At 35.8% G+C, this 26,046-nt stretch carries 27 protein-coding genes and 1 tRNA gene; 8 read left to right on the top strand and 20 right to left on the bottom strand.

Annotated elements, in window-relative coordinates:
* Window positions 1-347: 347 nt before the first annotated feature.
* Complete coding sequence (locus LV89_RS25235) at window positions 348-491, top strand: hypothetical protein (protein ID WP_158279604.1); 144 nt, start codon at window positions 348-350, stop codon at window positions 489-491.
* 49 nt (window positions 492-540) lie between these two features.
* Here the strand turns inward: LV89_RS25235 and LV89_RS15920 are convergent, their stop codons facing one another.
* The 11 genes from LV89_RS15920 to prmA form a co-directional block, all read right to left on the bottom strand.
* Window positions 541-1,278 carry a sulfite exporter TauE/SafE family protein gene (locus LV89_RS15920; protein ID WP_109743914.1) on the bottom strand — a complete coding sequence of 246 codons (738 nt, stop codon included), beginning with the start codon at window positions 1,276-1,278 and terminating at the stop codon, window positions 541-543.
* A 107-nt stretch (window positions 1,279-1,385) separates the two neighbouring features.
* Window positions 1,386-1,748, bottom strand: coding sequence for a winged helix-turn-helix domain-containing protein (locus LV89_RS15925; protein ID WP_109743915.1), 363 nt, complete (start codon window positions 1,746-1,748; stop codon window positions 1,386-1,388).
* A gap of 73 nt (window positions 1,749-1,821) precedes the next feature.
* On the bottom strand, window positions 1,822-2,985 hold the full coding sequence (locus LV89_RS15930; RefSeq protein ID WP_109743916.1) for an AIR synthase related protein: 1,164 nt from the start codon (window positions 2,983-2,985) through the stop codon (window positions 1,822-1,824).
* A 104-nt stretch (window positions 2,986-3,089) separates the two neighbouring features.
* Window positions 3,090-3,470 carry a HEPN domain-containing protein gene (locus LV89_RS15935; protein ID WP_109743917.1) on the bottom strand — a complete coding sequence of 127 codons (381 nt, stop codon included), beginning with the start codon at window positions 3,468-3,470 and terminating at the stop codon, window positions 3,090-3,092.
* The gene (locus LV89_RS15940) at window positions 3,463-3,789 is read right to left on the bottom strand and encodes a nucleotidyltransferase domain-containing protein (RefSeq protein WP_158279605.1); all 327 of its coding nucleotides are present in this window, start codon (window positions 3,787-3,789) and stop codon (window positions 3,463-3,465) included. Before LV89_RS15940 ends, LV89_RS15935 begins: the two co-directional genes overlap by 8 nt.
* Complete coding sequence (locus LV89_RS15945) at window positions 3,786-4,166, bottom strand: HEPN domain-containing protein (RefSeq protein ID WP_109743919.1); 381 nt, start codon at window positions 4,164-4,166, stop codon at window positions 3,786-3,788. Before LV89_RS15945 ends, LV89_RS15940 begins: the two co-directional genes overlap by 4 nt.
* Window positions 4,159-4,485 (bottom strand): nucleotidyltransferase domain-containing protein, encoded by a 327-nt coding sequence (locus tag LV89_RS15950; RefSeq protein WP_109743920.1) that lies wholly within the window; start codon window positions 4,483-4,485, stop codon window positions 4,159-4,161. The genes LV89_RS15945 and LV89_RS15950 overlap by 8 nt, the downstream gene beginning before the upstream one ends.
* A gap of 46 nt (window positions 4,486-4,531) precedes the next feature.
* Window positions 4,532-9,256, bottom strand: a complete 4,725-nt coding sequence (locus LV89_RS15955) for a hypothetical protein (RefSeq protein WP_109743921.1) — start codon at window positions 9,254-9,256, stop codon at window positions 4,532-4,534.
* Between the two features lie 114 nt (window positions 9,257-9,370).
* Entirely contained in the window at window positions 9,371-9,628 is a 258-nt protein-coding gene (locus tag LV89_RS15960) for a type II toxin-antitoxin system RelE family toxin (RefSeq protein ID WP_109743922.1), read from the bottom strand.
* Window positions 9,621-9,824: a hypothetical protein gene (locus LV89_RS15965; RefSeq protein WP_109743923.1), complete on the bottom strand. Its 204-nt coding sequence runs from the start codon at window positions 9,822-9,824 to the stop codon at window positions 9,621-9,623. The genes LV89_RS15960 and LV89_RS15965 overlap by 8 nt, the downstream gene beginning before the upstream one ends.
* A 49-nt stretch (window positions 9,825-9,873) precedes the next feature.
* Entirely contained in the window at window positions 9,874-10,707 is an 834-nt protein-coding gene (gene prmA / locus LV89_RS15970; protein WP_109743924.1) for a 50S ribosomal protein L11 methyltransferase, read from the bottom strand.
* 139 nt (window positions 10,708-10,846) lie between these two features.
* On the opposite strand from prmA, the gene LV89_RS15975 reads away from it, so the two are divergent.
* The 5 genes from LV89_RS15975 to LV89_RS15990 all read left to right on the top strand — a co-directional run bounded on the left by LV89_RS15975 (window position 10,847) and on the right by LV89_RS15990 (window position 13,401).
* Window positions 10,847-11,044, top strand: a complete 198-nt coding sequence (locus tag LV89_RS15975; RefSeq protein ID WP_146199180.1) for a hypothetical protein — start codon at window positions 10,847-10,849, stop codon at window positions 11,042-11,044.
* A gap of 189 nt (window positions 11,045-11,233) precedes the next feature.
* Window positions 11,234-12,094 (top strand): AraC family transcriptional regulator, encoded by an 861-nt coding sequence (locus tag LV89_RS15980; RefSeq protein ID WP_109743926.1) that lies wholly within the window; start codon window positions 11,234-11,236, stop codon window positions 12,092-12,094.
* Window positions 12,095-12,142: 48 nt separating this feature from the next.
* Entirely contained in the window at window positions 12,143-12,319 is a 177-nt protein-coding gene (locus LV89_RS25240) for a hypothetical protein (RefSeq protein ID WP_158279606.1), read from the top strand.
* Window positions 12,320-12,323: 4 nt separating this feature from the next.
* Window positions 12,324-12,824, top strand: coding sequence for a DUF6169 family protein (locus LV89_RS15985; protein ID WP_146199181.1), 501 nt, complete (start codon window positions 12,324-12,326; stop codon window positions 12,822-12,824).
* Between the two features lie 31 nt (window positions 12,825-12,855).
* On the top strand, window positions 12,856-13,401 hold the full coding sequence (locus LV89_RS15990) for a hypothetical protein (RefSeq protein WP_109743928.1): 546 nt from the start codon (window positions 12,856-12,858) through the stop codon (window positions 13,399-13,401).
* 51 nt (window positions 13,402-13,452) lie between these two features.
* Here the strand turns inward: LV89_RS15990 and LV89_RS15995 are convergent, their stop codons facing one another.
* Window positions 13,453-13,890: a DUF3291 domain-containing protein gene (locus tag LV89_RS15995; protein WP_109743929.1), complete on the bottom strand. Its 438-nt coding sequence runs from the start codon at window positions 13,888-13,890 to the stop codon at window positions 13,453-13,455.
* A gap of 64 nt (window positions 13,891-13,954) precedes the next feature.
* Between LV89_RS15995 and LV89_RS16000 the strand changes: the two genes are divergently transcribed.
* The gene (locus LV89_RS16000) at window positions 13,955-14,449 is read left to right on the top strand and encodes a DUF456 domain-containing protein (RefSeq protein WP_229201533.1); all 495 of its coding nucleotides are present in this window, start codon (window positions 13,955-13,957) and stop codon (window positions 14,447-14,449) included.
* Between the two features lie 117 nt (window positions 14,450-14,566).
* On the opposite strand, the gene rlmN is transcribed toward LV89_RS16000, so the two are convergent.
* The 5 genes from rlmN to LV89_RS16025 all read right to left on the bottom strand — a co-directional run bounded on the left by rlmN (window position 14,567) and on the right by LV89_RS16025 (window position 19,964).
* Window positions 14,567-15,613 (bottom strand): dual-specificity RNA methyltransferase RlmN, encoded by a 1,047-nt coding sequence (gene rlmN / locus LV89_RS16005; protein WP_109743931.1) that lies wholly within the window; start codon window positions 15,611-15,613, stop codon window positions 14,567-14,569.
* 177 nt (window positions 15,614-15,790) lie between these two features.
* Window positions 15,791-16,585: a (Fe-S)-binding protein gene (locus tag LV89_RS16010; RefSeq protein WP_109743932.1), complete on the bottom strand. Its 795-nt coding sequence runs from the start codon at window positions 16,583-16,585 to the stop codon at window positions 15,791-15,793.
* A 12-nt stretch (window positions 16,586-16,597) separates the two neighbouring features.
* Complete coding sequence (locus LV89_RS16015; RefSeq protein ID WP_109743933.1) at window positions 16,598-17,458, bottom strand: sterol desaturase family protein; 861 nt, start codon at window positions 17,456-17,458, stop codon at window positions 16,598-16,600.
* 121 nt (window positions 17,459-17,579) lie between these two features.
* Complete coding sequence (locus LV89_RS16020) at window positions 17,580-18,569, bottom strand: alpha/beta hydrolase (protein ID WP_109743934.1); 990 nt, start codon at window positions 18,567-18,569, stop codon at window positions 17,580-17,582.
* Window positions 18,570-18,635: 66 nt separating this feature from the next.
* A complete protein-coding gene (locus LV89_RS16025) occupies window positions 18,636-19,964 on the bottom strand; it encodes a 4Fe-4S dicluster domain-containing protein (protein WP_109743935.1) in 1,329 nt (442 codons plus the stop codon).
* 340 nt (window positions 19,965-20,304) lie between these two features.
* Between LV89_RS16025 and LV89_RS16030 the strand changes: the two genes are divergently transcribed.
* Window positions 20,305-20,377 (top strand) — tRNA-Phe (locus LV89_RS16030).
* Between the two features lie 360 nt (window positions 20,378-20,737).
* Here LV89_RS16030 and LV89_RS16035 read toward each other — a convergent pair.
* The 3 genes from LV89_RS16035 to LV89_RS16045 all read right to left on the bottom strand — a co-directional run bounded on the left by LV89_RS16035 (window position 20,738) and on the right by LV89_RS16045 (window position 25,990).
* Entirely contained in the window at window positions 20,738-21,730 is a 993-nt protein-coding gene (locus LV89_RS16035; protein ID WP_109744007.1) for a PDDEXK nuclease domain-containing protein, read from the bottom strand.
* A 186-nt stretch (window positions 21,731-21,916) separates the two neighbouring features.
* Window positions 21,917-22,765, bottom strand: coding sequence for a dienelactone hydrolase family protein (locus LV89_RS16040; RefSeq protein WP_109744008.1), 849 nt, complete (start codon window positions 22,763-22,765; stop codon window positions 21,917-21,919).
* Between the two features lie 120 nt (window positions 22,766-22,885).
* Complete coding sequence (locus LV89_RS16045) at window positions 22,886-25,990, bottom strand: carboxypeptidase-like regulatory domain-containing protein (protein ID WP_109743936.1); 3,105 nt, start codon at window positions 25,988-25,990, stop codon at window positions 22,886-22,888.
* Window positions 25,991-26,046 lie beyond the last annotated feature (56 nt).

Consider the following 26,046-nt stretch of genomic DNA (forward strand, 5'->3'; position numbering starts at 1 on the left):
AATCAATGGAAAATTCAGTAAAAAAACGCTGAATCCTGCGAAGATTTGTACACGTTTCTCGGTTGTTAAGGGTTACCGCATTTTTACTGTAACTAATGTTTCTGTTACGAATTAGAGAAACAATAAATAAATTAAGAAACTTTAAACGGGCTTTATGCCACGGTAAATAGTTTTGTAATTGTAAATCAATGGTTGTATTTTTATCCTCCATGAGCCAGTGCAATCTGTTTTATGTGTCTTGGTAAACCCATATTACAAATTGCTTGGCTCTTTTCAAAGTTTTGACATATACTCAGTAGATTAATTACAGATAATTGATGTAAGAAATCTAATTTTAAAACAAAAACATGAAACAACACAGAGCAATTTTCCAACAAAATAATTGGAGAGAATTTCAGCGTAAAAGAAACGTAAGACCGTTATCAACTCGAAAAGAAAAAGAAAGTATCAATCCAGAATTTGACCGAGCGTCTTTCGATTGGATAAACTAAAAAAGCCATCTCAAGCATATTGAAGATGGCTTTTTTGATTTTATCAGAACTATGTAAATATCAATTTGGCAGAAGCAATGACTAAACCAATTGCCAATAAATAACGAAGCGTTGGTAAATTGAATTTTTGGCTACCAAAATATGAACCCAATAAACCACCAATGATTGTTGCAAAAATCGCCCATTGTAGATTTTCGGGAATTTGAAAACCGCCTTTCATTATTTGCCCATATAACCCAGATAGAGAATTTACAAAGATAAAAAGTGCCGAAACCGCAGCCGTTTCTTTGAGTTTTGCCCACTTCATCAAAAGCATCAGCGGACTTAAAATAATACCTCCACCAATACCAATCATACCTGATAATAAGCCAATTACGCCACCAGCTGTCAGCCCAGCCCACACAGGAACGTCTTTATTACGGCTTTCTTCTTGTTTGAATTGATAAAGCAAACGAGCAATGGAGATAAGAATACAAACCGCCAATATTTTTTTATAGATAGAATCAGAAAGCGTCATCGTTCCACCGATGTATGCCAGTGGAATACTTGCAGCCGCAAATGGCCAGAAAAGTTTCCATTTAAAGAATCCTGCTCGATAAAATCCCAAAAAAGAAAATAATGAAACTGCAAGATTCATAATTAATGCAGAGGATTTCATGAGAGGAGGAGCGATGCCCACAATTGCCATAACCGCTAAATATCCACTTGCTCCGCCATGTCCAACCGACGAATACAAAAATGCAACAATTGCTAAAATTGGGAGTAACAGAAAAAGATTTGAGTCCATTAAATTCGTTGTGTTTTTGCAAATATAACGAATAGTAAAACAGGTTTGTAACCTGTTTGTCAAATTTGTAATCTATTTTTTGTGTATTGACAGATTTGAAACCTGTCCTACTTGAAACATTGATTTTCTTGTAAAAGAAATGCTTTGAAGCGAGCTTGGAGGGCTTTATAATCTGTAATGGCTTGAAGACCTTCTTCTGTTACAATTGTTCCGCCGCCACTTTTTCCTCCTGTTTGGGTGATAACGAAAGGTTTTTGTGCTTGTGAGTTCATGGAGTTGACTAAGTCCCAAGCTCTTTTATACGACATTTCCATGGCTTTGGCGGCTTTGGAAATAGAACCATGTTCGATGATGAGTTCTAATAATTGAATTCTGCCTTTTCCCAAAAAGCGTTCTGAGCCATCTTGGCGTTCAATCCAGATAGCACCTGTAATAACTACGTCAGAAGATGATGGGAGTAGGTTTTTCATGAAATGATAAAATTGTGTAACACAGACTTCAGTCTGTAAATAATGATTACTTACAGACTGAAGTCTGTGCTATTTAATAAACAAATTCTCCAAATTCAGATTTGATGGTCACTTGCTTACTTTCCGAACCTTCAACACGACCAATAATTTGAGCATTGATACCAAATGACTGAGCAATATCAATAACCGTTTGAGCATATTGAGGATTAAGATAAACCTCCAAACGATGTCCCATGTTGAAAACTTTATACATTTCTTTATAATCTGTACCGCTTTCCGCTTGAATCATTTTGAAAAGAGGAGGCAATGCAAACATATTATCTTTAATGATATGAACATTATCGACAAAATGTAAAACCTTCGTTTGAGCTCCACCTGAGCAGTGAACCATTCCGTGAATAACTGGGCGAAGTTCATTTAAAAGTGCTTTTACCACAGGAGCATACGTGCGAGTAGGAGAGAGGATTAATTGTCCTACGTTTAAAGGAGTTCCTTCAACGCTATCCGTTAAACTTTTTGAACCGCTATAAACCAAACTTTCAGGAACAGCAGGGTCAAAACTTTCGGAATATTTGGTAGCTAAATAATGTCCTAAAACATCATGACGAGCCGAAGTTAGTCCATTTGAACCCATTCCACCGTTATATTTAGTTTCGTAATTTGCTTGTCCGTCAGACGCTAAACCAACAATTACATCACCTGCTTGAATGGTATGATTTGAGATAACATCAGCACGTTTCATTCTCGCAATGACCGTTGAATCCACGATGATAGTACGAACTAAATCTCCAACATCAGCAGTTTCTCCACCTGTACTCCAAATACCAATTCCATTATCACGGAGCATTTCTAAAACCTCTTCCGTTCCGTTGATAATTTCAGCGATAACTTCTCCGGGAATGAGGTTTTTATTACGCCCAATCGTGCTTGAAAGGAGCATATTATCAGTTGCACCTACACAAATTAAATCGTCGGTATTCATCACAACGGCATCTTGAGCGATTCCACGCCAAACTGAAATATCGCCTGTTTCCTTCCAATAAAGGTAAGCTAATGATGATTTTGTACCTGCACCATCGGCGTGCATAATATTGCAGAAAGCATCATCACCGCCCAACATATCGGGAGAGATTTTACAAAATGCTTTCGGGAAAAGCCCTTTGTCAAGTTTTTCGATGGCTTTGTGGACATCTTCTTTGGAGGCAGAAACGCCTCTTTGCATATAACGGTCGGTCATTTTTGGTAGTTGCTGGTTATTAGTTACTGGAGATTAGTTTTCGACCATAATTTCTAATAACAGGGTTTTTAAAAGTAAAGTCCTCTTATTTGGAGGACTTTGTATTACAAATTTTCTATATTTTCTTTAACAAAAGCTAAAAAATCTTCTGTCCAACTAATCATTGTGTTTACTTCTTCTTCCGAGAAACTACTTTCTAAATCATAATCTGCATCTTGTCTATAATCCATTAATTGAGCTAAGTGTTTACCATATATTTCAGGAATAATATCTGTTTTGATATATAATTCACTAAACTTACTTTTTACTCCATTATGAGTCTTTACGAATATATCTTTCTTAAAAAGTAATGTTTTGGCTAACCAGAAATAAGCATAATAACAACGATTTACAGCTGCTAAAATATGATTGGATTTTAAGTCGTCTTTACCCGTTTCTAAAAAGTCTTCTGACTTTAATATTGCCAATTCTATATTCCTATCCATAAATTAGTTTCCCGTCTTTTCTGATGAATTTGAATAAATATTCCTCTGAATGCTCGTATCGAGCATTCGTTGTTGGAATTACGGATAAATCTATTAGATATTTTAGAAAAAGTCTCCATAACATCTCACGAATAGAGTCTCTTTCTTGGCGAGTTTTTACCTCTTCATCATTCAAAACTACTAATAAATCCACATCCGATTCGTCATGAGCTTCACCACGTGCATACGAACCAAAGAGAATTATCTTTGCTAAACGGTCGCCATAATGTGCTTTGGCTTGTTCCGTAAATTCTGCTATGATGGGCTGAATGTCTTTCACAACAATTTTTCTATATTTTCTTTAACAAAAGCTAAAAAATCTTCTGTCCAACTAATCATTTCTTTTACTTCTTCTTTGGTGAAATCATTAATGGCTTCATAATCAGCCAATGTTCTTTTATCTTCTAATCTACCAAGATACTTTCCGTATTTTTCTGGAATAATACCTGTTTTGATATATGTTTCAGCAAATTTCGTTTGTGTGCCTGTATGAGATTTGACAAAAATATCTTTCTGTGATAATAACCCTCTCACAGCCCAAAAATAAGCATAATAAATTCTGTTGACAGCACCAGACTCAAAGCCTGTTTCTAAAAGAATTTTTGCAGATTCTAATGTATCATAAGCTTTTAAAAATCCTTCTTCTAAATCATTCATATAAATAAATGCCTTCTTTTTTTACAAAACGATAAAGTGCTTTATTCGTTGAAATAAACTTTTTAAATGAAATTGGTAGGGCTGAAATAATGATACTATATTTCATGAATAAAGACCAAGTTATATCAAAAATCTGGGTTTTTTCATTGTTTGCGGAAACTTCATCATCATTTAAGAGTAACATTAAATCTACATCCGATTCGTCATGAGCTTCGCCACGTGCATACGAACCAAAGAGAATTATCTTTGCTAAACGGTCGCCATAATGTGCTTTGGCTTGTTCCGTAAATTCTGCTATGATGGGCTGAATGTCTTTCATGAATTGTGTTACGATTTTGGAAAATCGTGGTACATTTTCTACAAAATTAAAAACCTTCTTTGACTTCCTCCTTCTTTTTCTCTTCTTTTTTCACCTCTTCCTTTTTTGTAACTTTTTTACCTTTTTCGGTTTTGGTTCTGAATGAATCATTGAAACGGTCTGTGAAAGCAAATTTCTCTTCTGCTCCAACACCCAAGAATGTGTAAGCATTTTTACCACTTCCTTTTTTCACACCTTTTGATTTGGCAGTTACGGCATTGTTAAATTCACCATCTGATGAAATTACACCCATTTCGTTTTTCAAATATCCCATAAAATACCAAACATCTGTTGAAGGTTCTAAATACAAGTAAAACTCGTCACCTTCGGTAGTTTTCTTGATTTCTACCATGCCTTCAATTTCTGAATTAATATCTGTTCCTCCGATACTGGCTATACTCAATTTCCCAACTGAATAAAAAGATGAGGTTTGGTCTGAATATCTCAAATTAGCTTTTGAAATCACCATCGTCGTATTCAGTTTTGAATTGATACTATGCAAAGGTACGTGTTCATTTTTCAAACGTCTTTCAAATGATTCCACTGTTTTTCCTCCTAATAAATTGGCTAATTTAGACAATAAACGTTCTTTATCTTCTGGTTCATCAGCACTTGCATTGTCTCGACTATCTAAATTGGTTTTTACAATTTTATCTGCCATTGCTTTCAAAACTTCCGCAGGCATCGGAAAATTTAAAACTAACATTTGGTCAAATTTATATTTTCCACTATCCACTCGCATTTCAGCAAAACCTGAGGATTGAACATAATTTGAAGGATTAAAGAAATTAAAATTCCCTTCTAAATTGAGCGTTTTCTTTGCATCATCATAAATATAACGACTTGCTTCGTAAGATTTATTCTTGTCGTCTGGACCAATTTCAAAGCGAGCTGTTTTGGGAATATCTTTTAATTGACCATTAACCCCAAAAATATCTTCATCTTTTACATCTTCTTTACTGGTTAAGAAAGTCGTATATAAACCCGTAGAGGCAGTTCTGGCGTGCAAACCTGCATAAATTGGAGCATTCAAATCTCCTTTCATATTGGGTTGAATTTGGATATTTACGTCGTCGGTACTATTTCCTTTATAAGCTACCCAATTTATGACATCAGCTCTGTTTTTATATTCTGGACGAACGAAACCATTGAGTGTCAGGTTTTTATCCGTAGCGACCATCGTTATATCTCCACGATAAAGAATTTTAGGTGAAAGATGAAATTTATCGGTTTGTTCAACCGTTGCTTTTGCCGTAGTGGTGTATCCTTTAGTTTTTTTACGATTATCAACAATGGATTCTTTAAACTCAAAATTTCCCATTTTAATGTTCATCGTATCTCCTGCAAGGTTCGGGAATCTGTACGTTGCATCGCCTTCAAATTTCACTCTTGAAATAATTCTGATATTTCCGTTTACCAAATTATGGTATCCATTAACGGTGTCAATTTGCAATTTGGCATTATAAAAACCACGCATTTCAGCATCTCTACGGATTGAAACTGCTCCTTTGTCTGGAATAATTTTCGCATCAGCCGACTTAATAAATGGCACGCCGTTGATATTAAGAGATTGCTTGTCGATTTCGTATAATGCTTCAGAACCGTTAAATGACAGTCCTTCTTGTGAGGGTTCAAGCGAAGTAAAAGTTGTGTTTCTTACATCACCTTTCATGGAAATAATTTTCTTGTTAATGTCCCATTCTGCATTATTGATAGACGTTTTGTAAGCCGTGTAAGGGAAATACAAACTGGTAGAATCTTCAATTTTTAGATTAGTTGGCGTTTTGATGCTCACTAAACCTGTTGCCAAATTGAAACTTACATTCATTTTATTACCCAAAAGAGCAGGTTTTGAAACCTTCAAGTTATTTCCAACCGAAAGATTTGCCATGTCAGCCGTGAAAGCCTCTTTTCCAAATTTGATATTATCCGAAACCGTCTCAGAATCTTGTCTTTTTACTTTACCAAAACCAAATAGACCTGTTTGACGAACCAACAGTTTCCCTTCTAATTTTGAACTGGCAGCATAAAAATCAAAAGAATTTCCTTTGGTTTCAATCAACATACTGTCGGCTTTGGGTTGCCATTTCAAAGAGTAGTTTTTAATGTCAACCTTCGTAAAATACGCTTGTCCGACCGTTCCTTCATTAATTATCCCCGTTGTTCCGTAAGCCGTTACCGAATCGGCGGTGAAAAGAGCATCTTTCGCTTGAATTTGTGCCGTTAAGTGATTGATTTCACTTTCAGCATGAAGCCCTTGTCTGTCCATCAATAAAGGTTTGGTAAACTTCACAAAGGTTTTACTGTTGTAAACATTGTATTTTCCTTCAATAACTTTGTGGCTAAAACCTAAAGTATTATCAGGCATTGAAATCAAGGTTTCTTTGAACGGAGGGAAGATTCCATCTGAATTAAATGTTCCGACAAAGTCAATGTCTTTAATATTTAAACTATCAAAATCAATACTTGGCACTTTGAAAAATATCTTTTTACTATACGCTCCATTGGCACGATAAGGGTGGTCGAAATACGCCGTTACGCCCGTAGGAACAACCAAACGGGGGTATTCCACCAAACGCTGACGACCTGATTTGTTATCAGGTTTATTGATGTAAATTACCCCTGCTTCGTATTTTAAATCACCTCCAATTTCTGTTCGTCCTTTTTTGGCTAATTCTTTTTGTGGAATGAAAGTAATCGAATCAATTTTGTTCAATTTTACGCTAAATTCACCGTAATTAAAGGATAAATCTTTTCCTCTAAAACGAAAATTACCCGTTTTCAACTCACCACTAATTCCAAAGTTTCGGTCTTTATTTACTCTGATGACATTATCGTAAGGAGCCATATATACATTCAGTGAATCTGAAAGGTAAAATTGCTTTACCCCTCTGACAATCAATTGATTATCCTTTAAGTTTAAAGAAGCATTCGACGTTGTATCTTTTGTGCTTGAAGAATAAAACGAAGGAATCAAGAAGTTGTCATAATCTTTTTTTGCACCAAAAACCGCTAAATTGTGCATTCCTTTTCTGGATAACTTTAAAACTTCAACATCGGGGTCATAATCAAAATACCCTTTTTGCATCATCTCTAAAAATACTGGTCTTAGTGTATTAGCATCTTTTTGGAAAGCCCTTGCCAATTCTGAAAGAGTGGTAAAAGGAAGATTATTTTTCTTGATATAATTTGAAACAACCAAAAGCGGATTAAAACTATAATTAGCAGAAATTTGGGCAAATCGTTCTGGATTATAGTAATCAAAAGATTCAAAAAGAGCAGGAACAACATTTTTAGCGGTAAGAATAGAAAAATCCATTCTTTGGTCATTGAGTCCCCAACGCATAGCATCGGCAGTAATATCTAATTTATGGTAACTGTCGGAATAAGCCGTTTCTCTAAATCCACCATTATCAACCTTATTTAAACGTAAAGTGAAGTTTTTACGATTATAATTTAGTTTTACCGAAGGGTGATACAAAGAATCTTGTCCAGCAAAATACCCTGTAAAAATGGCAGAAGGAGAAGTAATTAATGAATCGCCCACTTCAAAACGTTTACTAATTACTCTAAACGCCACCTTTCCATCTTTTTTCACGACAATAGTTGCCAATTTTGACTGTAAAGAAGAACTTGAAATTCTATTGCCAACCATCGTAAAACCGCCTTTGTATTCGATGTCATTACTGTTTTTCAGAACAACATTGTTTTCCATAGACATAAATCTCGGATAAGTTGTTAGGGCATTTTTTGCTCTTTTCTTGCTCTGAAATTCAAAAATCCCTTTGATTGGGCTATTCAGTCGTTGATTATGGGTAATAACCGCCAATTCCGAAACAATTTTTGGGTTTCTAATTTCCATGCTGTAATTATTCAGCGTTACGAAAACGTCAGGTAAACCTACATTTTCCCAAGAAAAAGTTCCGCCTGTACCCAAAATAATACCATCTTTCAAACTCAAAATAGAAGACGTATTTTTTAGCATTACAGAATCATTGGCAGTAGTAATGGTTAAATCAATACCCTTAAATTCCATAATTGGGCCGGGATTTAAAACCTGTGGAATTGGCTCTTCTACTGGAGCTGGCGTTGCAGTATTGTTTGTATTTGCCGTTGGGAGAGGAGCGTCCCAATCTTCCCAAGCATTAGTTTTAGCAGCAGGTTCGGGAGCAGTATTTGTGGGCTGATTACTCACAGGAGGCTTTTCAGCTTTGTTGATTTCTATTTTTTGCTCATTAAACTTAAATGAAACTGAGCCATTTAAAGCATACAAACGGTTGAAATTTGTAAAATATATCGCCCGATTATTGAAGAACAAACGGCTTACATCAATATATCGTAAAGTCGTTTTGGTATCTCCTGTTTCTACGGATTTTCTGAGTGTCTCTAAATAATTATCAACAGAAGTTTGAGGCATCAAAGCACTATTTACTCCTAAAATTACGGCATCAAAAAAACCAACAAAGTGAGGCGGTTTATAGCCTTTTTTAAACATGAAGTTAGAAACGTTTGCCAATTTTGATTTCTGAGCTTCGGTGAGTTTTCCTGAATTCCAGAGTTTATCAAAATTAGTAGCAATCGTTTCTGCTTGTGGATTGCCAGAGAGAGCCAAAAAGTTTTTAGCATCTGCCAAAAACTCTTCGGGTTTATCAGATAGTTTTAAACCTTGTGCGTTTGAAAACGAGTAAACCAGTACGAGTGTTAGACTAATTAAAAATGATTTGATGTTCATAGATTTCACGTATTATCTTATGTAAAATTAACGAATGTTTTGGTTTGGTATTTTGTTAAGTTGAATAGTTATGCTTAGAATATTGATTAAAAGAAAAAAGCCCTAAATAGGGCTTCATTCATAAATATCTTTTCTATGTCCTAATGTGATTACATCAATGACTAATTCTGAATCATACACATCGTAAATTACCCGATAATTTCCGATACGAATTCTGTACCCATCTCTACCTTGAAGTTTTTTGCAACCACTTGGTCGAGGCTCGAACTCAAGCAGTGCGATGGCTTCAAAAATAGGCTCAGCAATATTATCTGGAAGTTTATCTAATTGTTTCTGTGCCTTTTTAGATAATAAAATGGAGTATTTAGGCATTTTTAGCTTTCCGATTTTTTAAGTAATCACTAAAAAGTACTCTTTCTCCATTATCCTCTTTTTTAGCTTTATCATACATTTTGATGTCTTCTAACTCTTCTAGTTCTTCAATCATTGCATCAAATTCTTGTATTGAAAGAACCACGAGTTTTTGACCAACGGTATCAGTAATGTATTGAGGATGTATAGCTGTCATAACATGACTATTTTGATTTACTGTAACCAAATTACAAAAAAATATTGATTTACACTCGCTCAAAAACCACCGCAGCCCAATTATTTTTATTTTCTGTTTGAATTTTCTTTAAACCGACCTCTTTGGCTACGTTTTCAATATCCTCAATGTCATGTTGATAAAAACCACTTACTACCAATTGAGCAGGAGCTGGTTTCATAAATTCTACATACTTTGGAATATCTCGCATTAAAATATTTCGGTTAATGTTAGCCAAAATGATGTCATATTGTTCGGCAGGCTCATCTTCAATCGTTCCTTGACGAATAACGATATTGTCACAATTATTCAATTGACAGTTTTCACGTGAATTTTCAGCCGCCCATTCTTCAATATCAAACCCTGCTACGTAAGATGCTCCTAATTTTGAAGCAAAAATGGCTAAGATTCCCGTTCCACAACCCACATCAAGCACTTTTTTGTCTTCGTGATTAACGTTCATTTGCAAACTCAAAACCATAGAAGTCGTTTCGTGATGACCTGTTCCAAACGACATTTTTGGATTTATCAGTAAATCATAAGGAATATTTGAGTCAGCTTCGTGGAAACTCGCACGTACACGTACACGACCATTTGCTGCTAAAATGGGTTCATAATTTTTTTCCCATTCTTCGTTCCAATTCTTTTTTTCAAGCGTTTTGTATGAATAACTGATTGGAGTCATGCCCAAATAACGCTCCATGATTTCATCCACTGCATTTTCAGAAAACAAATCTTCGGTAATGTAAGCGTTTAATCCGTCGTTTTCTTCTGTGAATGTTTCGTATCCAATTTCACCTAATTCAGCCATGAAAATATCGGAAAATTCAGGATTGATGGTCAGTTTTAATTCTATATAATTCATGGTTGAATCTGTATGTTAATTTTTGAATCCTCAAAGATAGGAAGTTTTATATGATTCAGAATCAAATAAAAAAAGGAATGGATACATTTTGGCACAGCTTTTTCGTTAAAGTAATTCAAGTATGATTAAATTTGAACTTATGAAAAAGCTAATTCTTTTAACAGCAATAATTGCTTCTTTTCAAGTAGAAACAGAAGCATTCAATACTATCTCTTCAACAAAAACGATTCTTACCGCTACTTCTTCAGAAGCAAAAGTGGTCGTGAAACGTCGTCGTAAAAAAGGTTTTCTCTGGGGAATCTTCAAGAAGAAAGATTGTGGTTGTCCAAAACATTAAATAAAGCACAGGTTTTTCCCTGTGCTTTATTTATTTATAGAGGTTATAAACCTGTGCTACATGATGAAGGAAATTCAAAAATTGAGTAATTCAACAAATTTCATAAGCATTTTATAGTTTTTTGCTAAAAATTGTGCATTTTTACCATAACTACTTTGTTTTCAATCAATTTGATGAATTTTTCCGCAAATGAAAGCCTCCCCCGAACAATTAGATAACGCTAAGGACGGTTCTTTTTTATTCCGCCAATTTACGCTCCCTTATTTTGATGCTCCTTATCATTTTCATCCTGAATTTGAGCTAACCCTTATACTGAAAAGTGAAGGAAAGCGTTTTGTTGGAAATCAGGTTGCTGATTTTCAGGAAGGAGATTTGGTTTTATTAGGACCCAATGTTCCCCATTGTTGGAAAAATGACGGGATAGGAGTGGAGAACTCTGCTCGTTCAATCGTTGTTCAATTTAAGGATGATTTTTTAGGAGAAGCATTTTTTAAAAATCCAGAGACTCAGCCTGTAAAAATGCTGTTGGAAAAAGCAAAAGCAGGAATCCATATAACTGGCAAAACCCGTGATAGAGTAGCCAGAGAAATGATTTTCTTATTAACTGTTCCGCCTTTTCAGAAACTTTTGGGTTTGTTGGATTTGCTGAACACAGTGGCAATATCAAAAGATTATGAAATTATAGATAGTCATTCGGAGAAATATGATTTATCGCCCATTGATTTAGACCGTATCAATAAGGTTTATGCCTACGTGATTGAACATTATACACAGGAAGTTCATTTGGAAACGGCAGCTCATTTAGCCAATATGACTGAAACGGCTTTTTGTAGATATTTTAAGAAAATTACACAAAAGACGTTTTTAGATTTGGTTACTGAATTTAGAATTAAACACGCCTGTAATTTGTTAACCAGTACCGACAAACAAGTGGCAGAAGTTTGTTTTGAAAGTGGGTTTGGAAATATCTCACATTTTAACAAGCAATTTAAAGTTGTAACAGGGTACAGTCCTTTACATTATAGAAAGATGTTTTTAGCCACGATTTGAGGATGTTTTAATATTTTGTAGTTTTGTATAAATCAAAGAAATATAGCCATGATAGAAATTACAGTTTCACCCAATGATAGACCAAGTAGCAAAAGGGCTATTGCTTTTGCGAAAGAATTGATGGCGATTAAGCTGCAAACGCAAAAAGAAATGAGAGATTCTTTCAGAACAGATGATAGGATAAAAAAAATAGTTAAAGACCTTTTAGATAAAAATGATAAATAATTTAATGAGTTCTACACAAACGTATGAGTTTACTTTTGCAGGAGGAGAACATAATTCTTTTTTCTTTGCAACTGATGCTCGGATAGTCTATCATGTAAAGTTTAGAAATACATCTTATATTTTTGATGGACATTTAGATTTTGAGGTTTCAGCTTTTGAGTTAATTATTCAAGTTGAATATAATCCCACAGGGAAAAATCCACCACTTGATGCTAAAATACCTTTTACAATTGCTTCCATTTTTATGGACTTTTTCCAGAGAATCCCAGAACAAGTAATTATTTATATTTGTGATTCTGCTGATACCAGACAATCTGCTCGTAAAAGGAAATTTGACCAATGGGTTGAGTTTTTTAAAGGAAATGAATTTGTAAAAGTAAATACAACTATTATTGATATAGACGGGACTCGTTACCACAATGCCTTGATTATAAGAAAAGATAATCCCAATCGTTTAGCCATTACCGAAGCATTCATTAATCTTGCTGAAGAGCAGGATAAATGATTTTAACAAAAATAATAAAGCATATCAACCCATGAAATCATTAAGTATTACGATTCTTCTTGCCCTTTTTATCTCAATTACTTTATCTTCTTTTAAATCTCTCAATAATAATTTTGATGATGAAGATTACGATACACTCAATTATCATTCTATGAATATTTCAGGGGTGAAGTTGGGTACTAATTACGGTATTATTTTGGAAAAATTTGGTTCGCCAGATTCTGTACGTAAAGAAGAAACACCTGATGCCCAAAATGCAAATCATTTTGAAATGTATCGTTATGGAAAAGATGCTTTTTATGTAATGGACGATAATGTAAGTGGATTTGAGTTGGAAACCGCCCGTTTTAGCCTTGAAAACTTAGGAGGTTTAAAGGTGGGGGACCCTATGTCAAAAGTAAAAAAACGCTTCCCGAAATCTTATAAACTTCGTGATGTAGATAATACAGAAGAAGATTGGGTGACAATTATAAGTGTGCAGTTTGGTACAAGTGATTCTTTTTTAGAAATTACCGTTCAGAATGATAAAATTGTAGGTTTAGCAACCGTAACAGATGACGGAACTGACGAACAGTAAGATAAGGTTGTAGGAGTTAGGTAACTTTTTCTATTACCTGACTCTCAATACCTAAAACCTATTTTTAAAATCAAAAGCAAATTCACTTGCCCCGCTTTGCTGAAAAAACTCCAATCGTTCACGAGCCTCTTGTGTAGTTGGAATATGACCTTCGTCAATATACCAAAGCACCATTGATGGTTTCCCAAATTTTTCAAACCACTTCCCACGGTCTTTCATAACCAGTGCATGAGCAGATTTGTAAGCGTACTCCATCAAATCTTCGATTGATTCCCAAACCGACATATTTACGATAACTCGTTCATCATCAAAAGGGTGTATGTTGGTAGCATTTCCTTCATCGTCTTTCAGTCTCCAAACAAAGCCCTTACTACTTTCAGCTAAAGCATTGATGGTATCAATTTGTGAAACAAAGTCAGCCATTAATGGGTCATCGATGGAATTTGATTGCATTCTTGCAATGTTTAATTGAGCTAAAAGTTTTTTCATAATGCTAATTTTACGTACTTCGTACAAGATAGTAAATGTTTTGAGATAAATTTATAATCACGATATGATGGATATTCTTTTGTTAATTGCTTCAATTTTTTGCTTGTTTGTCGGCTTGGCAGGTGCTGTACTTCCTTTACCCGGTCCACCCATAAGTTTGATTGGACTTTTCTTTTTAAATGCTTCAAAATATGCAGATTACGACCGCAAAACATTGACAATTTTCACCCTGCTGACTATCATAATGAGTGTATTTGACTATTATGCTCCAATTTGGGGAACAAAGAAATTTGGTGGTACAAAATATGGTTCTTGGGGTTCAACAATTGGGCTTTTGGCAGGACTTTTCTTTACGCCAATCGGAATGTTTTTGGGTGCTTTCCTTGGTGCATTTTTAGGGGAAATAGTCGGAAAAACCGAACCCGATAAAGCATTAAAAGCAGCAATTGGTTCAATGATTGGACTGATTACGGGAATTATCGGAAAAGTGATTTTATGCTTAATAATGATGATTTACGCAGGAATGGCAATAGGAGAGTATTTTATGATGATGAGTTAGATTTTAGAGAATAGATGATAAGTTAGATTATAGAGAATAGATGATAGAGTAGCTTACATTTAGGGAAAAATTCTCTATTCTCTATTCTCTATTCTCTATTCTCTATTTCTCTATTCTCTATTTCTTCTTGCCTGCCAATTGTCCACAAGCAGCATCAATATCCTTTCCACGTGAACGACGCACATTTACTACCATATTTTTGCCTTCTAAATAGGTCGCAAATTTAGATAAAGTCTGTGGGTCTGTATTGGTATAATTTGCTTCAGCGATAGGGTTGTATTCAATGATATTGATTTTGCATGGAAACTGTTTGGCAAATTCCCAAAGTTCTTTTGCATCGTCTAAAGTATCATTAAACTTGTAAAATAAAATATATTCTAAGGTAATTCTGCTACCTGTTTTTTTGTAAAAATGTAATAAGGCTTCTTTCAATGCCTCCAAAGTATTCGACTCATTGATTGGCATAATTTGATTACGCTTTTCATCATTGGCAGCGTGCAACGAAAGTGCTAAATTGAACTTTACTTCATCATCACCCAATTTTGTAATCATCTTAGCAATACCCGCCGTAGAAACCGTAATACGCTTTGGCGACATTCCCAAGCCTTCGGGAGATGTAATATAATTGACCGACTCAATAACATTAGCATAATTCAACAAAGGCTCGCCCATGCCCATATACACAATGTTGGTAAGTGGCGTTTGGTAATGTGATTCAGCTTGGTCACGAATACGAACTACTTGGTCGTAGATTTCGGCAGGGTCGAGGTTACGCTTTCTGTCCATATAACCCGTTGCACAAAATTTACAAGTCAAAGAGCAACCCACTTGCGAAGAAACACAAGCCGTCATACGGTCGTCGGCAGGAATCAGAACACCTTCTACCAAATTTTTATCGTATAATTCAAAGGAAGACTTAATGGTGCGGTCGGAGCTAACTTGTTTTTCAGCCACTTTTACTGCACGAATTTCAAAATGTTCGGCTAATAATTCACGAGTTTTTAAAGAAAGGTTCGTCATTTCCTCAAAACTTTGAACGGACTTTTTCCAAAGCCATTCATACACTTGTTTTGCTCTGAATGCTTGTTCTTTATGTTCAGCCAAAAAATCTTTAATTTGAGCAATTGACTGTTTGCGTATATCTTTTTTAACGATGGTTTCCATGATGACAAAAAAAGAGCAAAGATTTTCGTCTTTACTCTTTTGGTTTATTTTTACAAAATTACGAAGAAATGTCTGTGGAATCAATAAATGTTGTATTTTATTGATAATCAATTATTTATGTTTTGTAAAGCCTTTGATTTCTACATGACCTATCTTTTCTATGTAGTTCAACGCTTATTACATAGCTTCCAACAACAATTCCGCCAAGTCATAAACCTTCACAGAATCTTCTTTTTCTTTATTTTTTACACCGTCCGACATCATTACCATACAAAACGGACAAGCCACAGCAATGGTTGACGCTCCCGTTTCAAGAGCATCTTCGATACGTTCAACGTTAATATCTTTATTGCCTTTTTCAGGTTCTTTAAACATTTGAGCTCCACCTGCTCCACAACAAAGCCCTTTGGTTTTGCAACGCTTCATTTCTACCAAATCAGCGTCTAAGGCTTCTAAAACTGCTCGTGGAGCTTCATAAACATCATTGGCACGCCCCAAATAGCAAGAGTCATGGTAAGTGATTTTTTTGCCCTTGAATTCTCCGCCACCTGCTAATTTTACTTTTCCAGCATCAATTAATTCCTGCAAAAAAGTAGAATGGTGAATCACGTCATAATTTCCGCCTAAAGCTGGATATTCATTTTTTAAGGTATTGAAGCAGTGTGGACAAGCCGTCACGATTTTTTTTACGCCATAGCCATCTAATACTTGAATATTCATAGTTGCCTGCATTTGGAACAAAAACTCGTTTCCTGCTCTACGTGCAGGGTCGCCAGTACATGATTCTTCTGTACCTAAAACGGCAAATTTTATTCCTACTTTATTTAATATTTTACAGAAAGCAATGGTTACTTTTTTATAACGGTCGTCGAATGAACCAGCACAACCTACCCAAAAAAGTATTTCGGGCGTTTCGCCAGAAGCCATCATTTCAGCCATAGTTGGCACTTTATATTCTATTTCTTGTGTCATGTTATTGTTGATTTAAATCTCCTTTTTCATTTCAGTTGCCGTCTTCCTTGAGCCATCGTGACTCCAACCGGGTCTTCCAAAAATATAGCCTAAAGCATATTTAGGGTTGGCTAAAACGTCTTTTCCAATGGCAATCCATTCGCCAAAAGCAATTTTTACGGGATTAGAAGTATTGACATTTTCAACTAATCCATATTTAGGGCGATGCGTTTCCTCGACAAATGTGCCAAACATTCTATCCCAAATAATCAAAATTCCTGCGTAGTTACAATCCAAATATTCAACGTCCGAGCCATGATGAACCCTGTGGTGCGAAGGCGTATTAAAAATATATTCAAACGGTCGCCACATTTTGCCAATCGTTTCGGTATGAATCCAATATTGATACAATAAACTAATTTGTTGCATCACAATAATTACTACTGGGTGAAAGCCTACAATGGGCATCCAAAGATGAAAAACGTAGGAAAAAGTAATATTGCCCGTCCAAGTTTGACGCAAAGCCGAAGCTAAATTATACTTTTCAGATGAATGATGCACTTTATGAGATGCCCAAAAATAACGAATCAAATGTGCTTCACGATGAAACCAATAATAACTTAAATCATCTGCAAAAAATGCCAAAACCCACATCCACCAAGCCGAGCCATCAAGCGTAAAAATGTGAAAGTTATCGTACAAATACCAAAATATCCCTGCCGAAATAGTTTTGGTAAGCAAGCCCGAAGCTAAATTGCCAAAACCCAGAGCAATCGAAGTAAAAGAATCTTTAAGTTCAATTCTATCACGTTGCTCACGATACAAAAAATAGCCCTCTATCAATACAGAAATGACAAAGAATGGCACTGCGTAAAGGATTAAATTTGGTGGCATGGGAATACAGTTTAAGTAGGGGTTGGGATTTAGGTATTAGGATTTAGTGAAATAATCCATTGCTAATCAAATGCTTACTCAAAAAGAAGTGTGGATTTAATTGAACAGATTACTTAACAATTCACTCAATTAATACCTTATCCAAAAACTTCTCTGTCTCTTTTTGAATATTTTCAACATCTTTTGATAAAATTGGTGAAGCTAACACGTGGTTTCCTGCATTGGGAAATGCCATTTTTTGCTTATTCGTTGAACCTAATTCATCAAACATTTTCAACATCGCAGGCACAGAAACCACTTTGTCTTGCTCTTCTTCGTTTTTATAATAGTAGCCCATAAAAACGGGGCATTTTACTTTCGCAAAAGTTTCAGGTTTCATGGCGTGCGTTAAGAAATTCTGTAAAGCAATTACCCCATTTAAGTGATAATGACGACACCAATATTTGGCGTGTTCTGGATTGGCAGGCGGAAAATCTCTAATTTCAGTGCCTGTGACTGCTTTTCCTAAAGCTAAGCCCCAGTGATTATCTAACAACTCAGCATTATCGTCATAAATCTTGATACATGGCGAATAAATAACGATTGCCTTAATTTCGGGATGTTGTGATGCTAAATAAGTAGTCAAAGCACCGCCAAAAGACGTTGCAACGACAACTACTTCGTCGCCCAAAGTTTTAGCAATTGCCAAAGCCTTTTCAGCCGAAAGTACAAAATCGTCAGCCGTAACTTTCGCCATTGTTGAATCTCCCAAATCAACGCCATGCCCAGCCAAACGAGCTAAATACAGATTTGCTCCGTACTTCTTTGCTAAATTTCTATGAACAGGATTTCCTTCCTCTTGGGTAGCCGAAAAACCGTGAATGTAAAGAATTGCTAATTTTGTTTTCTCTTTTTTGGTAGAGTCAGCCCAAACAATACGTGCTTGACAGTTTGGACGAAGTCCTTTTTCAGCGGTTTCGCCTTCATTAATTTGTTGTTCCAACGTTGGTAAATCTCCCGTGAGTTTAAACATAGGAACTTCTAATTTCGGAGCTTCTGGTTTTGGACCTGATAAATAACCTACTGTTCCTACTCCAATTATTGCGAGGAGGATTTTTAAGAATGTTTTCATTTTGTTCTATTTTTGTAACACAGACTTTAGTCTGTAATTTTTAAAACGAACAGACTGAAGTCTGTGCTACTTTACCCCCTCAACCCAATTAAATCTATCGCCCTGCGAGAATTTCCAAGGAGCTTGGTTATTTTCTAAATTCGAGAACATTGCATTCCAAGAAGCAGGAGCGTCAGATTCTTCCATAATTTGGTAGCGACGTAACTGTAAAATAATATCCAAAGGAGAAATATTGATTGGGCATTCCTGTACGCAGGCGTTGCACGTAGTACAAGCACGAAGTTCCTCAGCAGAAATATGGTCGCCGTAAAGTGATTTACCATCGTCCACAAAATTTCCGCCATTAGCAGCCATATTAGCCCCTACAATTTCCAAACGGTCACGAGTATCCATCATGATTTTTCTTGGCGAAAGCTGTTTTCCTGTCAGATTTGCAGGGCAAGACGAAGTACAACGTCCACATTCAGTACAAGAATAAGCATCCATGAGATTTTTCCAAGTCAAATCCTTTACGTCTTTCGCTCCAAAACGAGCAATTTCAGCAGGTGCATTAGCATCAGGTTGAGCCATTCCCAACATAATTTGAACTTCCTTCGTTACATCAGGCATATTTGGAATTTCTCCTTTGGGTTTCAGATTAGAAAAATAGGTATTCGGAAATGCTAAGAAAATGTGCAAGTGTTTTGAATAAGTAACATACAACGCAAAAGCGAAAATACCCAAAATGTGTAACCACCAAGTAATGCGTTCATAAGCAATTAACGAGCCTTCGCTCCACGAAGCAAATAAAGGTTTGAGAAATCCTGAAAAAGCAAATGTTCCAACTTTATGATAATGTTCGCTTCCCAAGTCTTGCAAAACACTGTCAGCGGCATTCATGGTTAGTAAAGCCGTCATTAAAATAATTTCTGCAAAAAGAATCGTATTAGCATCAATTACAGGAAAACCATTTAGCTCACGATGACGAGTAGGTTGCAGACGTTCAACTTTAACAATATTTCTACGAATCAAGAAAATCACACAAACTACCAACACACCAACAGCTAAAAACTCAAAGAAATTAATGAGTACACCATAAAAATCACCCAAAATAGGAGCGAACAAACGGTGCGTACCTAAAATGCCATCTAATACAATTTCGAGAACTTCAATATTAATCAGAAGAAATCCTGCGTAAACCACAAAGTGTAAAATTCCCACAACGGGACGGTCAAACATCTTTTTTTGTCCGAAAGCAATTCTAATCATAGTTGCCAATCTTTCAGACGGATTATCAGAACGGTCTTCTGTTCGACCTAACTGTATTGTTTTTTTGATAATACCAATACGTTTACTAATTAGAAAACCAGCTCCACCAAGTGCCAGTACAAAAAGGATTTGTTGAAGAATGTGCATGATAAGTAATTGATAATTAATAATTGACAATGGATAATTTTACAAAGGGTTAATGAAGCACCTATTCATTTGATATTCGTTTTCGACATTAAGAATGTTGCTTTGATATTCGTTATCTTAAAATGAGCATCAAATACCAAAAACTATACATTGAAACTTTCACAATTTACAGATAAAACTAAACGATACAAAGATTGTTAATTCTAAAATGTTATGCAAGCATACTAATTTATATTTTTTTAATTTTTTTTTAAATTTTTTTCGTTTTCGTTTTGGATTAGAAAAAAAGATTCCTACCTTTGCAGTCCCAAATGACACATCGGGAAGTACCAAAAGTAATGGTGAAATAGCTCAGTTGGTAGAGCATCGGACTGAAAATCCGTGTGTCGGCGGTTCGAGTCCGCCTTTTACCACAAAAAACCCCTCATACGAAATGTATGAGGGGTTTTTTATTGTGTGGGATATGTAAAGGTATCGCCAATCCTTACAGTTTGGCTCAACTGAATCAAAAAAGGATAATAATGCCTTTTGGAGTAAAACATTATCCGAATATTGATAATATTCGTTGGCATCGGGATAATATTTTTAAGGGGTGAGCTTAGTTAGATGAAAGCTAAATATAGTTGTTCTATTCCCCCAATCCCTCCAAAATCTCTTCCCATTTAGCCTGTAACAGTTTTTTGTCAGGTAGTTTAGTTTGATAATCTGCTACTAAAGTCGGTGATAATGTCAATATCTTACGAAAACTCGCCACAGTGTAGCGAGTTTAATTGTTATTCCCCCTTAAAGTTATCCAACTCAAAAATAACTCTGTCTTGTTCTATCAATTGTCTTAATTCTTCTTCTTTGGGTAGGTACAAACGGTATTTACTGGCGAAAAGTTGTTCATTTTCTGCTAATACGCTGTATTTTACGATGGTATCATCTTTTTCAGTACATAAAATTATCCCGATGGTAGGATTGTCGTCAGCACTCTTCTTTAAATCATCGTACATTCTTACATACATATCAATCTGTCCAATGTCTGCGTGCGACAGTTTGTCGGTTTTTAGGTCAATTAACACGAAACATTTGAGATAATAATTGTAAAAAACCAAATCAATGTAAAAATCCGAAGTATCTGTAACGATGTGTTGTTGGCGAGCCACAAAGGCAAAACCTTTGCCTAATTCCATTAAAAACTGCTGTATATGATTGATTAAAGCATTTTCTAACTTCTTTTCAGTGAGTATAATATCATTAGGTAATCCGTAAAACTCAAGAATGTAGGGGTCTTTGATAATATTTTTCGGGTGCGTCACCAATGTTGTTGCTGATGATAAGATTCTACCGACATATTGCGTTTTTATATTTCTTTGGAGGGTGCGAGTGTCCCAATTTCCTTCAATTGATAAGTCAATGTATTGTAGTCGTTGAGTTTCATTTTTGATTCTACTAATCATTCTGTAATGCGTCCAACTCAATTCGGTACGCACTGCGTTCCAAATTGGAAAAGCAGTGTAAAAAGCCCTCATATTGTTTAGATTACGTTCATCAAATCCTGTTCCAAATTCTAAGGTTAAAGATTTTGATAGATTTTTCAAGGTTGCGTTTCCGTAAATAGCCTTTGATTTTCCGTTTTGTTCATCTTCTACAATCAATTGCCCAACCTCCCAATACATATTCAACATGATGGCATTACTTGAACGGTATGCAAGTTTTTTAGCTTTTAGTACAACCTCTTTGACGGTCTGAAATAGGGTATTTGTATTTTCTAATTGGTTCATCATAAACAAATTTATAAAATTATAGGGTCTAAAAAACTATTGCACGTAATTTATCAACCACCTCTTTTACAGCTTTCACCACCACAGGTATTTCTTCCGCTTTATTGAATCGTCCAAAATTAAATCAGCCCTGCTTATACTTCTAATTTGTGACGCATTGCGTCACAAATTATTAAGAAAAAAAACTTAAAACTTACTTTTCAAATAAGTAATAGCTAAATTATAAGCATCTTCTGAGGCTACTTTGTCAAATTTTGGGTTTGATGGATTAGCGAAAGCGTGTTCTGCGTCATAATTTTTTACTTTTATTTTCTTTCCTGCTGAAGCCATGTCTTTTTCAAATTGTGAAACGATTGCTGGAGAAATCCATTGTTCTTTGGCTGCAAAAAGTCCTAATACGTCACAATTAAGTGTTTTTAGCTTTTCAACGTCTTTTTCTGGCATTCCGTAATACATTACGCAACCAACGGCTTGTTTTCCTTCAAGAAGTGCTGATTTCAACGATAAACCACCGCCAAAACACCAACCTACTGAAGCAATTTTTGCTTTTGGACCTACATAGGCTACCGCTCCTTGAATGATTGATTGTAAACGCTTAGGGTCTGCTCCCGACATATACTTTCCTGCATCTTCTGCCGTAGTTGCTATTTTGCCATCATACATATCAATGGCAATTACGTTTACGTCTTTCTGCTTTAAATCATTGTAGAAAACCTCTGCTTGCTTTTTGATATGGTCGTTAAGTCCCCACCATTCTTGATATACAAATAGATATTTATTAGATTTTTTCACTGCATTAATCAAATACGCATTTGCAGTTTGTCCGTCTGGTGTTTTGAATTGTATCATTTCTCCGCCTACCATACTTACGTGTGTGTAAGGAAGTGGTTCGGCGTGGGCTTTTTGGAATTCTTTTGTGGAAGCCATCAACTGCATATCATCTTTTTTGAGACTGCTTGTTGGGGAACAGCAAGTTTGTGAAAAAACAAAATGGCTTACGGTTGATACGAGAAGGGTTAAAAGTAATTTTTTCATGATATTTATTAAATGTTTATACATTGATGATAACCAAATGGATTACTTAAAAGTTTTTGGCAGTAAAACAAAAAAGAGGCATGAAGCCTCTTTTTTGAAGTGATAATAAATCTATGAATGTTATTTATTCAACAATTCATCAAAAACAATTGAAACGTAATATGACGAACCAACAGAAGCACTTCCGTATGCTTGAATGTAAGGATTGCCAAATAAGTTTGTTCCACCTACCTTGATAATTGATTTTATGCTTGGCACTTTATAGCTAAACTGAGCATCAAAGTTGTTGATAGCAGGTACTTCTGTATTGCTAAACAAAGCTACCCCTGAGGTTGTAGGCACTGGAAAACTCGACTCCCAAGTGAAGGCATCTTGATGGCGAAATGATACGTTATATCCCCAATTGCTACCAGAAATTATACGTTTTCCAAAACTGAATTTATAAGTGTATTTTGGAGAGTTGAAACCAGCATAAGGTACTTCTGAGCTTACTTTAAAGTCACTCAAAGTATTGTTTGTGATGTTTGCTCCTACGTTATACCCTTTTGCTAAAGCATACGTTAAACCTAAGCCCCATCCTGAAATAGTAATATTTTCAGTAGAATTGGCAGGTCTTTGATAGCCTTCACGAGTAGTTGCACTTGCCAAGCCTGATTCTATTGGTAAACCAGGAGCTAAAGCCGCCGTAGGTACAACGATTGATGTACCGCCAAGGAAGTTTTTATAAATACTCATATAATATGAAGCATCAACAAATAAGCGTTTAGCTATTAATGTTTTGTATCCTATCTCATACGATTGTATTTTCTCTGGCTGTAATGCTTTGGCTTGGTACTTTGGTAATGTTGCTAAAGCATAGGCAGGAGCTACTTGTGTTGTTGTTTCTGTGATTTTTTGAGTAAGCGTAGCGGTTACATTGCTACTAATAGTTGCTTGGATTGCTGGAGAAGCCATTGTTGTTGCTACGCCTTGACTAATAGCTGCTGCGGCATTGGCAGCAGGAATTTGTCCAGCCGCAACTGCTGCATTAACTTGTGCCGTAACGCCTGCTGTAACTTGTGCCGTAACTGCTGCCAAAACTCCCGCTTGAATAGCAGGTAATTGAGCTGTAACTGCCGCTGTTGCGTATGCTTTGGCTTTTGCAAGTACATCGGCCGTTACATATTTAGCAGGGTTTTTTGAGAAATCTTCTAATACATCACGAGTTACACCTGTTGCCAAATTATATCTTGCATCGAATTCAGGAAGTCCACCAATAAGTGTTCCTGAAGGAGTTCTTAGGTCGATGTATTGGTTTTGGGTTGTTGGAATACGGAAACCTGTTTGATAAGACAATCTAATATTGTGTTCTCCAAAAGTAGTAACTGCTGAAATACGTGGCGTAAACTGTCCTTCAAAATTTTGGTTTTTGTCATATCTCAATGAACCTGATAGTTTTACATGATTATCAAATAAAGATTTTGAGACTTGGGCAAATGCTCCATATTCTTCAATACCGATAGTTCCTGTACGAGCGTATTTAGGGTCAGTTGTTGCGGTTTTACTATTTGGTGTATCAGCAAATAGCGTTCCGTTTGAACGTAACTGATAATTACGATAGTTGGCACCTACAATAAAATCTACAAATTTAATTTGGTTTTTAAAGTTGTAAATACCTTCTAAATGATACATATTACTGGCATCACCAAAAAGTCCACCGCCATTTGTAATCGTTGTTGACCTATATTTTTCGAGTAAGCTGTTAAATGCTGTCGAACCCGGTGCTGGCATATTAGCATCAGCTACTTTACGAGCTGCCAAATCTGCTTGTTCCTGTGTTGAACCTGTTGCTAAGGCTGCTCCAAAAGTTCCTGCATATTCAGTAAACCATTGTTTGTTAGACTTTATTTCTTGAAGCATTCCTACGGCAGTTAAGCCCGCTACGTATGAATCTCCTGAACGTTCTTGTGTTGTATATCCACGAATCGTAAAATTATCTCCACGTAGTTCCAGTTTTGCCTGAGTAATAGAGAAGTTTCTCAAAGAATATTTACCTGTACCAGTATATACCGTAGTTCCTTCGCCATAATTCAATTGTGCAATCGCTTCTACTTTTTCAGACAAACGATAGTGCAATGCCGCATTAAATTTTAAACTTTTAGTATTATAATCAACTAAATCTTTTTCTAAATAACCTGTACGGCTAACATTAACTTTTGGTAATGCTGCATTCAATGAATTTAAGTTTGCTTGGATTTCATCACCGTAAGAGTTCATCCCGTCGTAGTCAGTATTTGTACCAAGTCCACGAGTAGGGTCAGCTTTTCCTCCAAGGTTTAAGTTGGTATAATTGGTAGATTGCCAATCGGTTGCTTTTACATAAGAGAAGTTCAGTTTAAATGCCAATTTGTTATTGAAAGCTTTGGCGTATCTGATGGCAAAATCTCCCAAAGGGGTTGTTGCTTCTGTACGATTACTCGCTGACATAACGCCTGCTTTTACAGAAGCACTTAACCCTTGATATAAAAATGGACTTTTTGAGTTCATCAAAACCAAACCATTAATAGCATTAGGACCATAAAGGGCAGAAGCTGCCCCTGGAAGAACCTCTACGTTTTCAACGTCCAATTCTGGCATACCAATAATATTATCAACTGCAAAGTTCAAACCCGGTGCTTGATTGTCCATTCCATCAATCATTTGTACAATACGTGGATTACCCGTTGAGCCAAAACCACGCATATTGATAGATTTGAATAATAAGCCTTGAGTAGTCATGTCAATTCCTTTTAAATTAGCTAAGCCATCGTAAAAAGAAGCTGATGGCGTGCTTTGAATGGCACGAATATCCATTTTCTCAACAGAAACAGGAGATTTCATTACACTTTCTTCAATACGAGATGCAGACACGACAACTTCTTGACCTAAAATTGTTTGTTCCGCCAATTTAATGTCAAAATCAGTTTTACTTTCCGTAATCGTTAATTCTTGACTTTGGTAGCCTACACTCGAAACCAAAATAACAAATGGAGGAGGCGTTGTGGTAGAAAGAGAGAAATTACCTTTGGAGTCTGTGATTGTCCCGATAACCTTTCCTTTAACCGCAATACTCACGCCAATGAGGGTTTCTTTCGTTCCTCCGTCGCTGACTTTACCCGCAATTTTTGTTTGGGCAAACGTAGATGCCGCAAGTAACATGATTGAAGCAATGAAGCCTAATCGTAGTTTTGTGAAAAAATTCTTCATACAATGCCTTTTTAGTGAATTAAGGTTAAAATATAGTAATTTTGTAATACAAAATT

Source organism: Arcicella aurantiaca (assembly GCF_003148625.1).
GTDB lineage: Bacteria > Bacteroidota > Bacteroidia > Cytophagales > Spirosomataceae > Arcicella > Arcicella aurantiaca.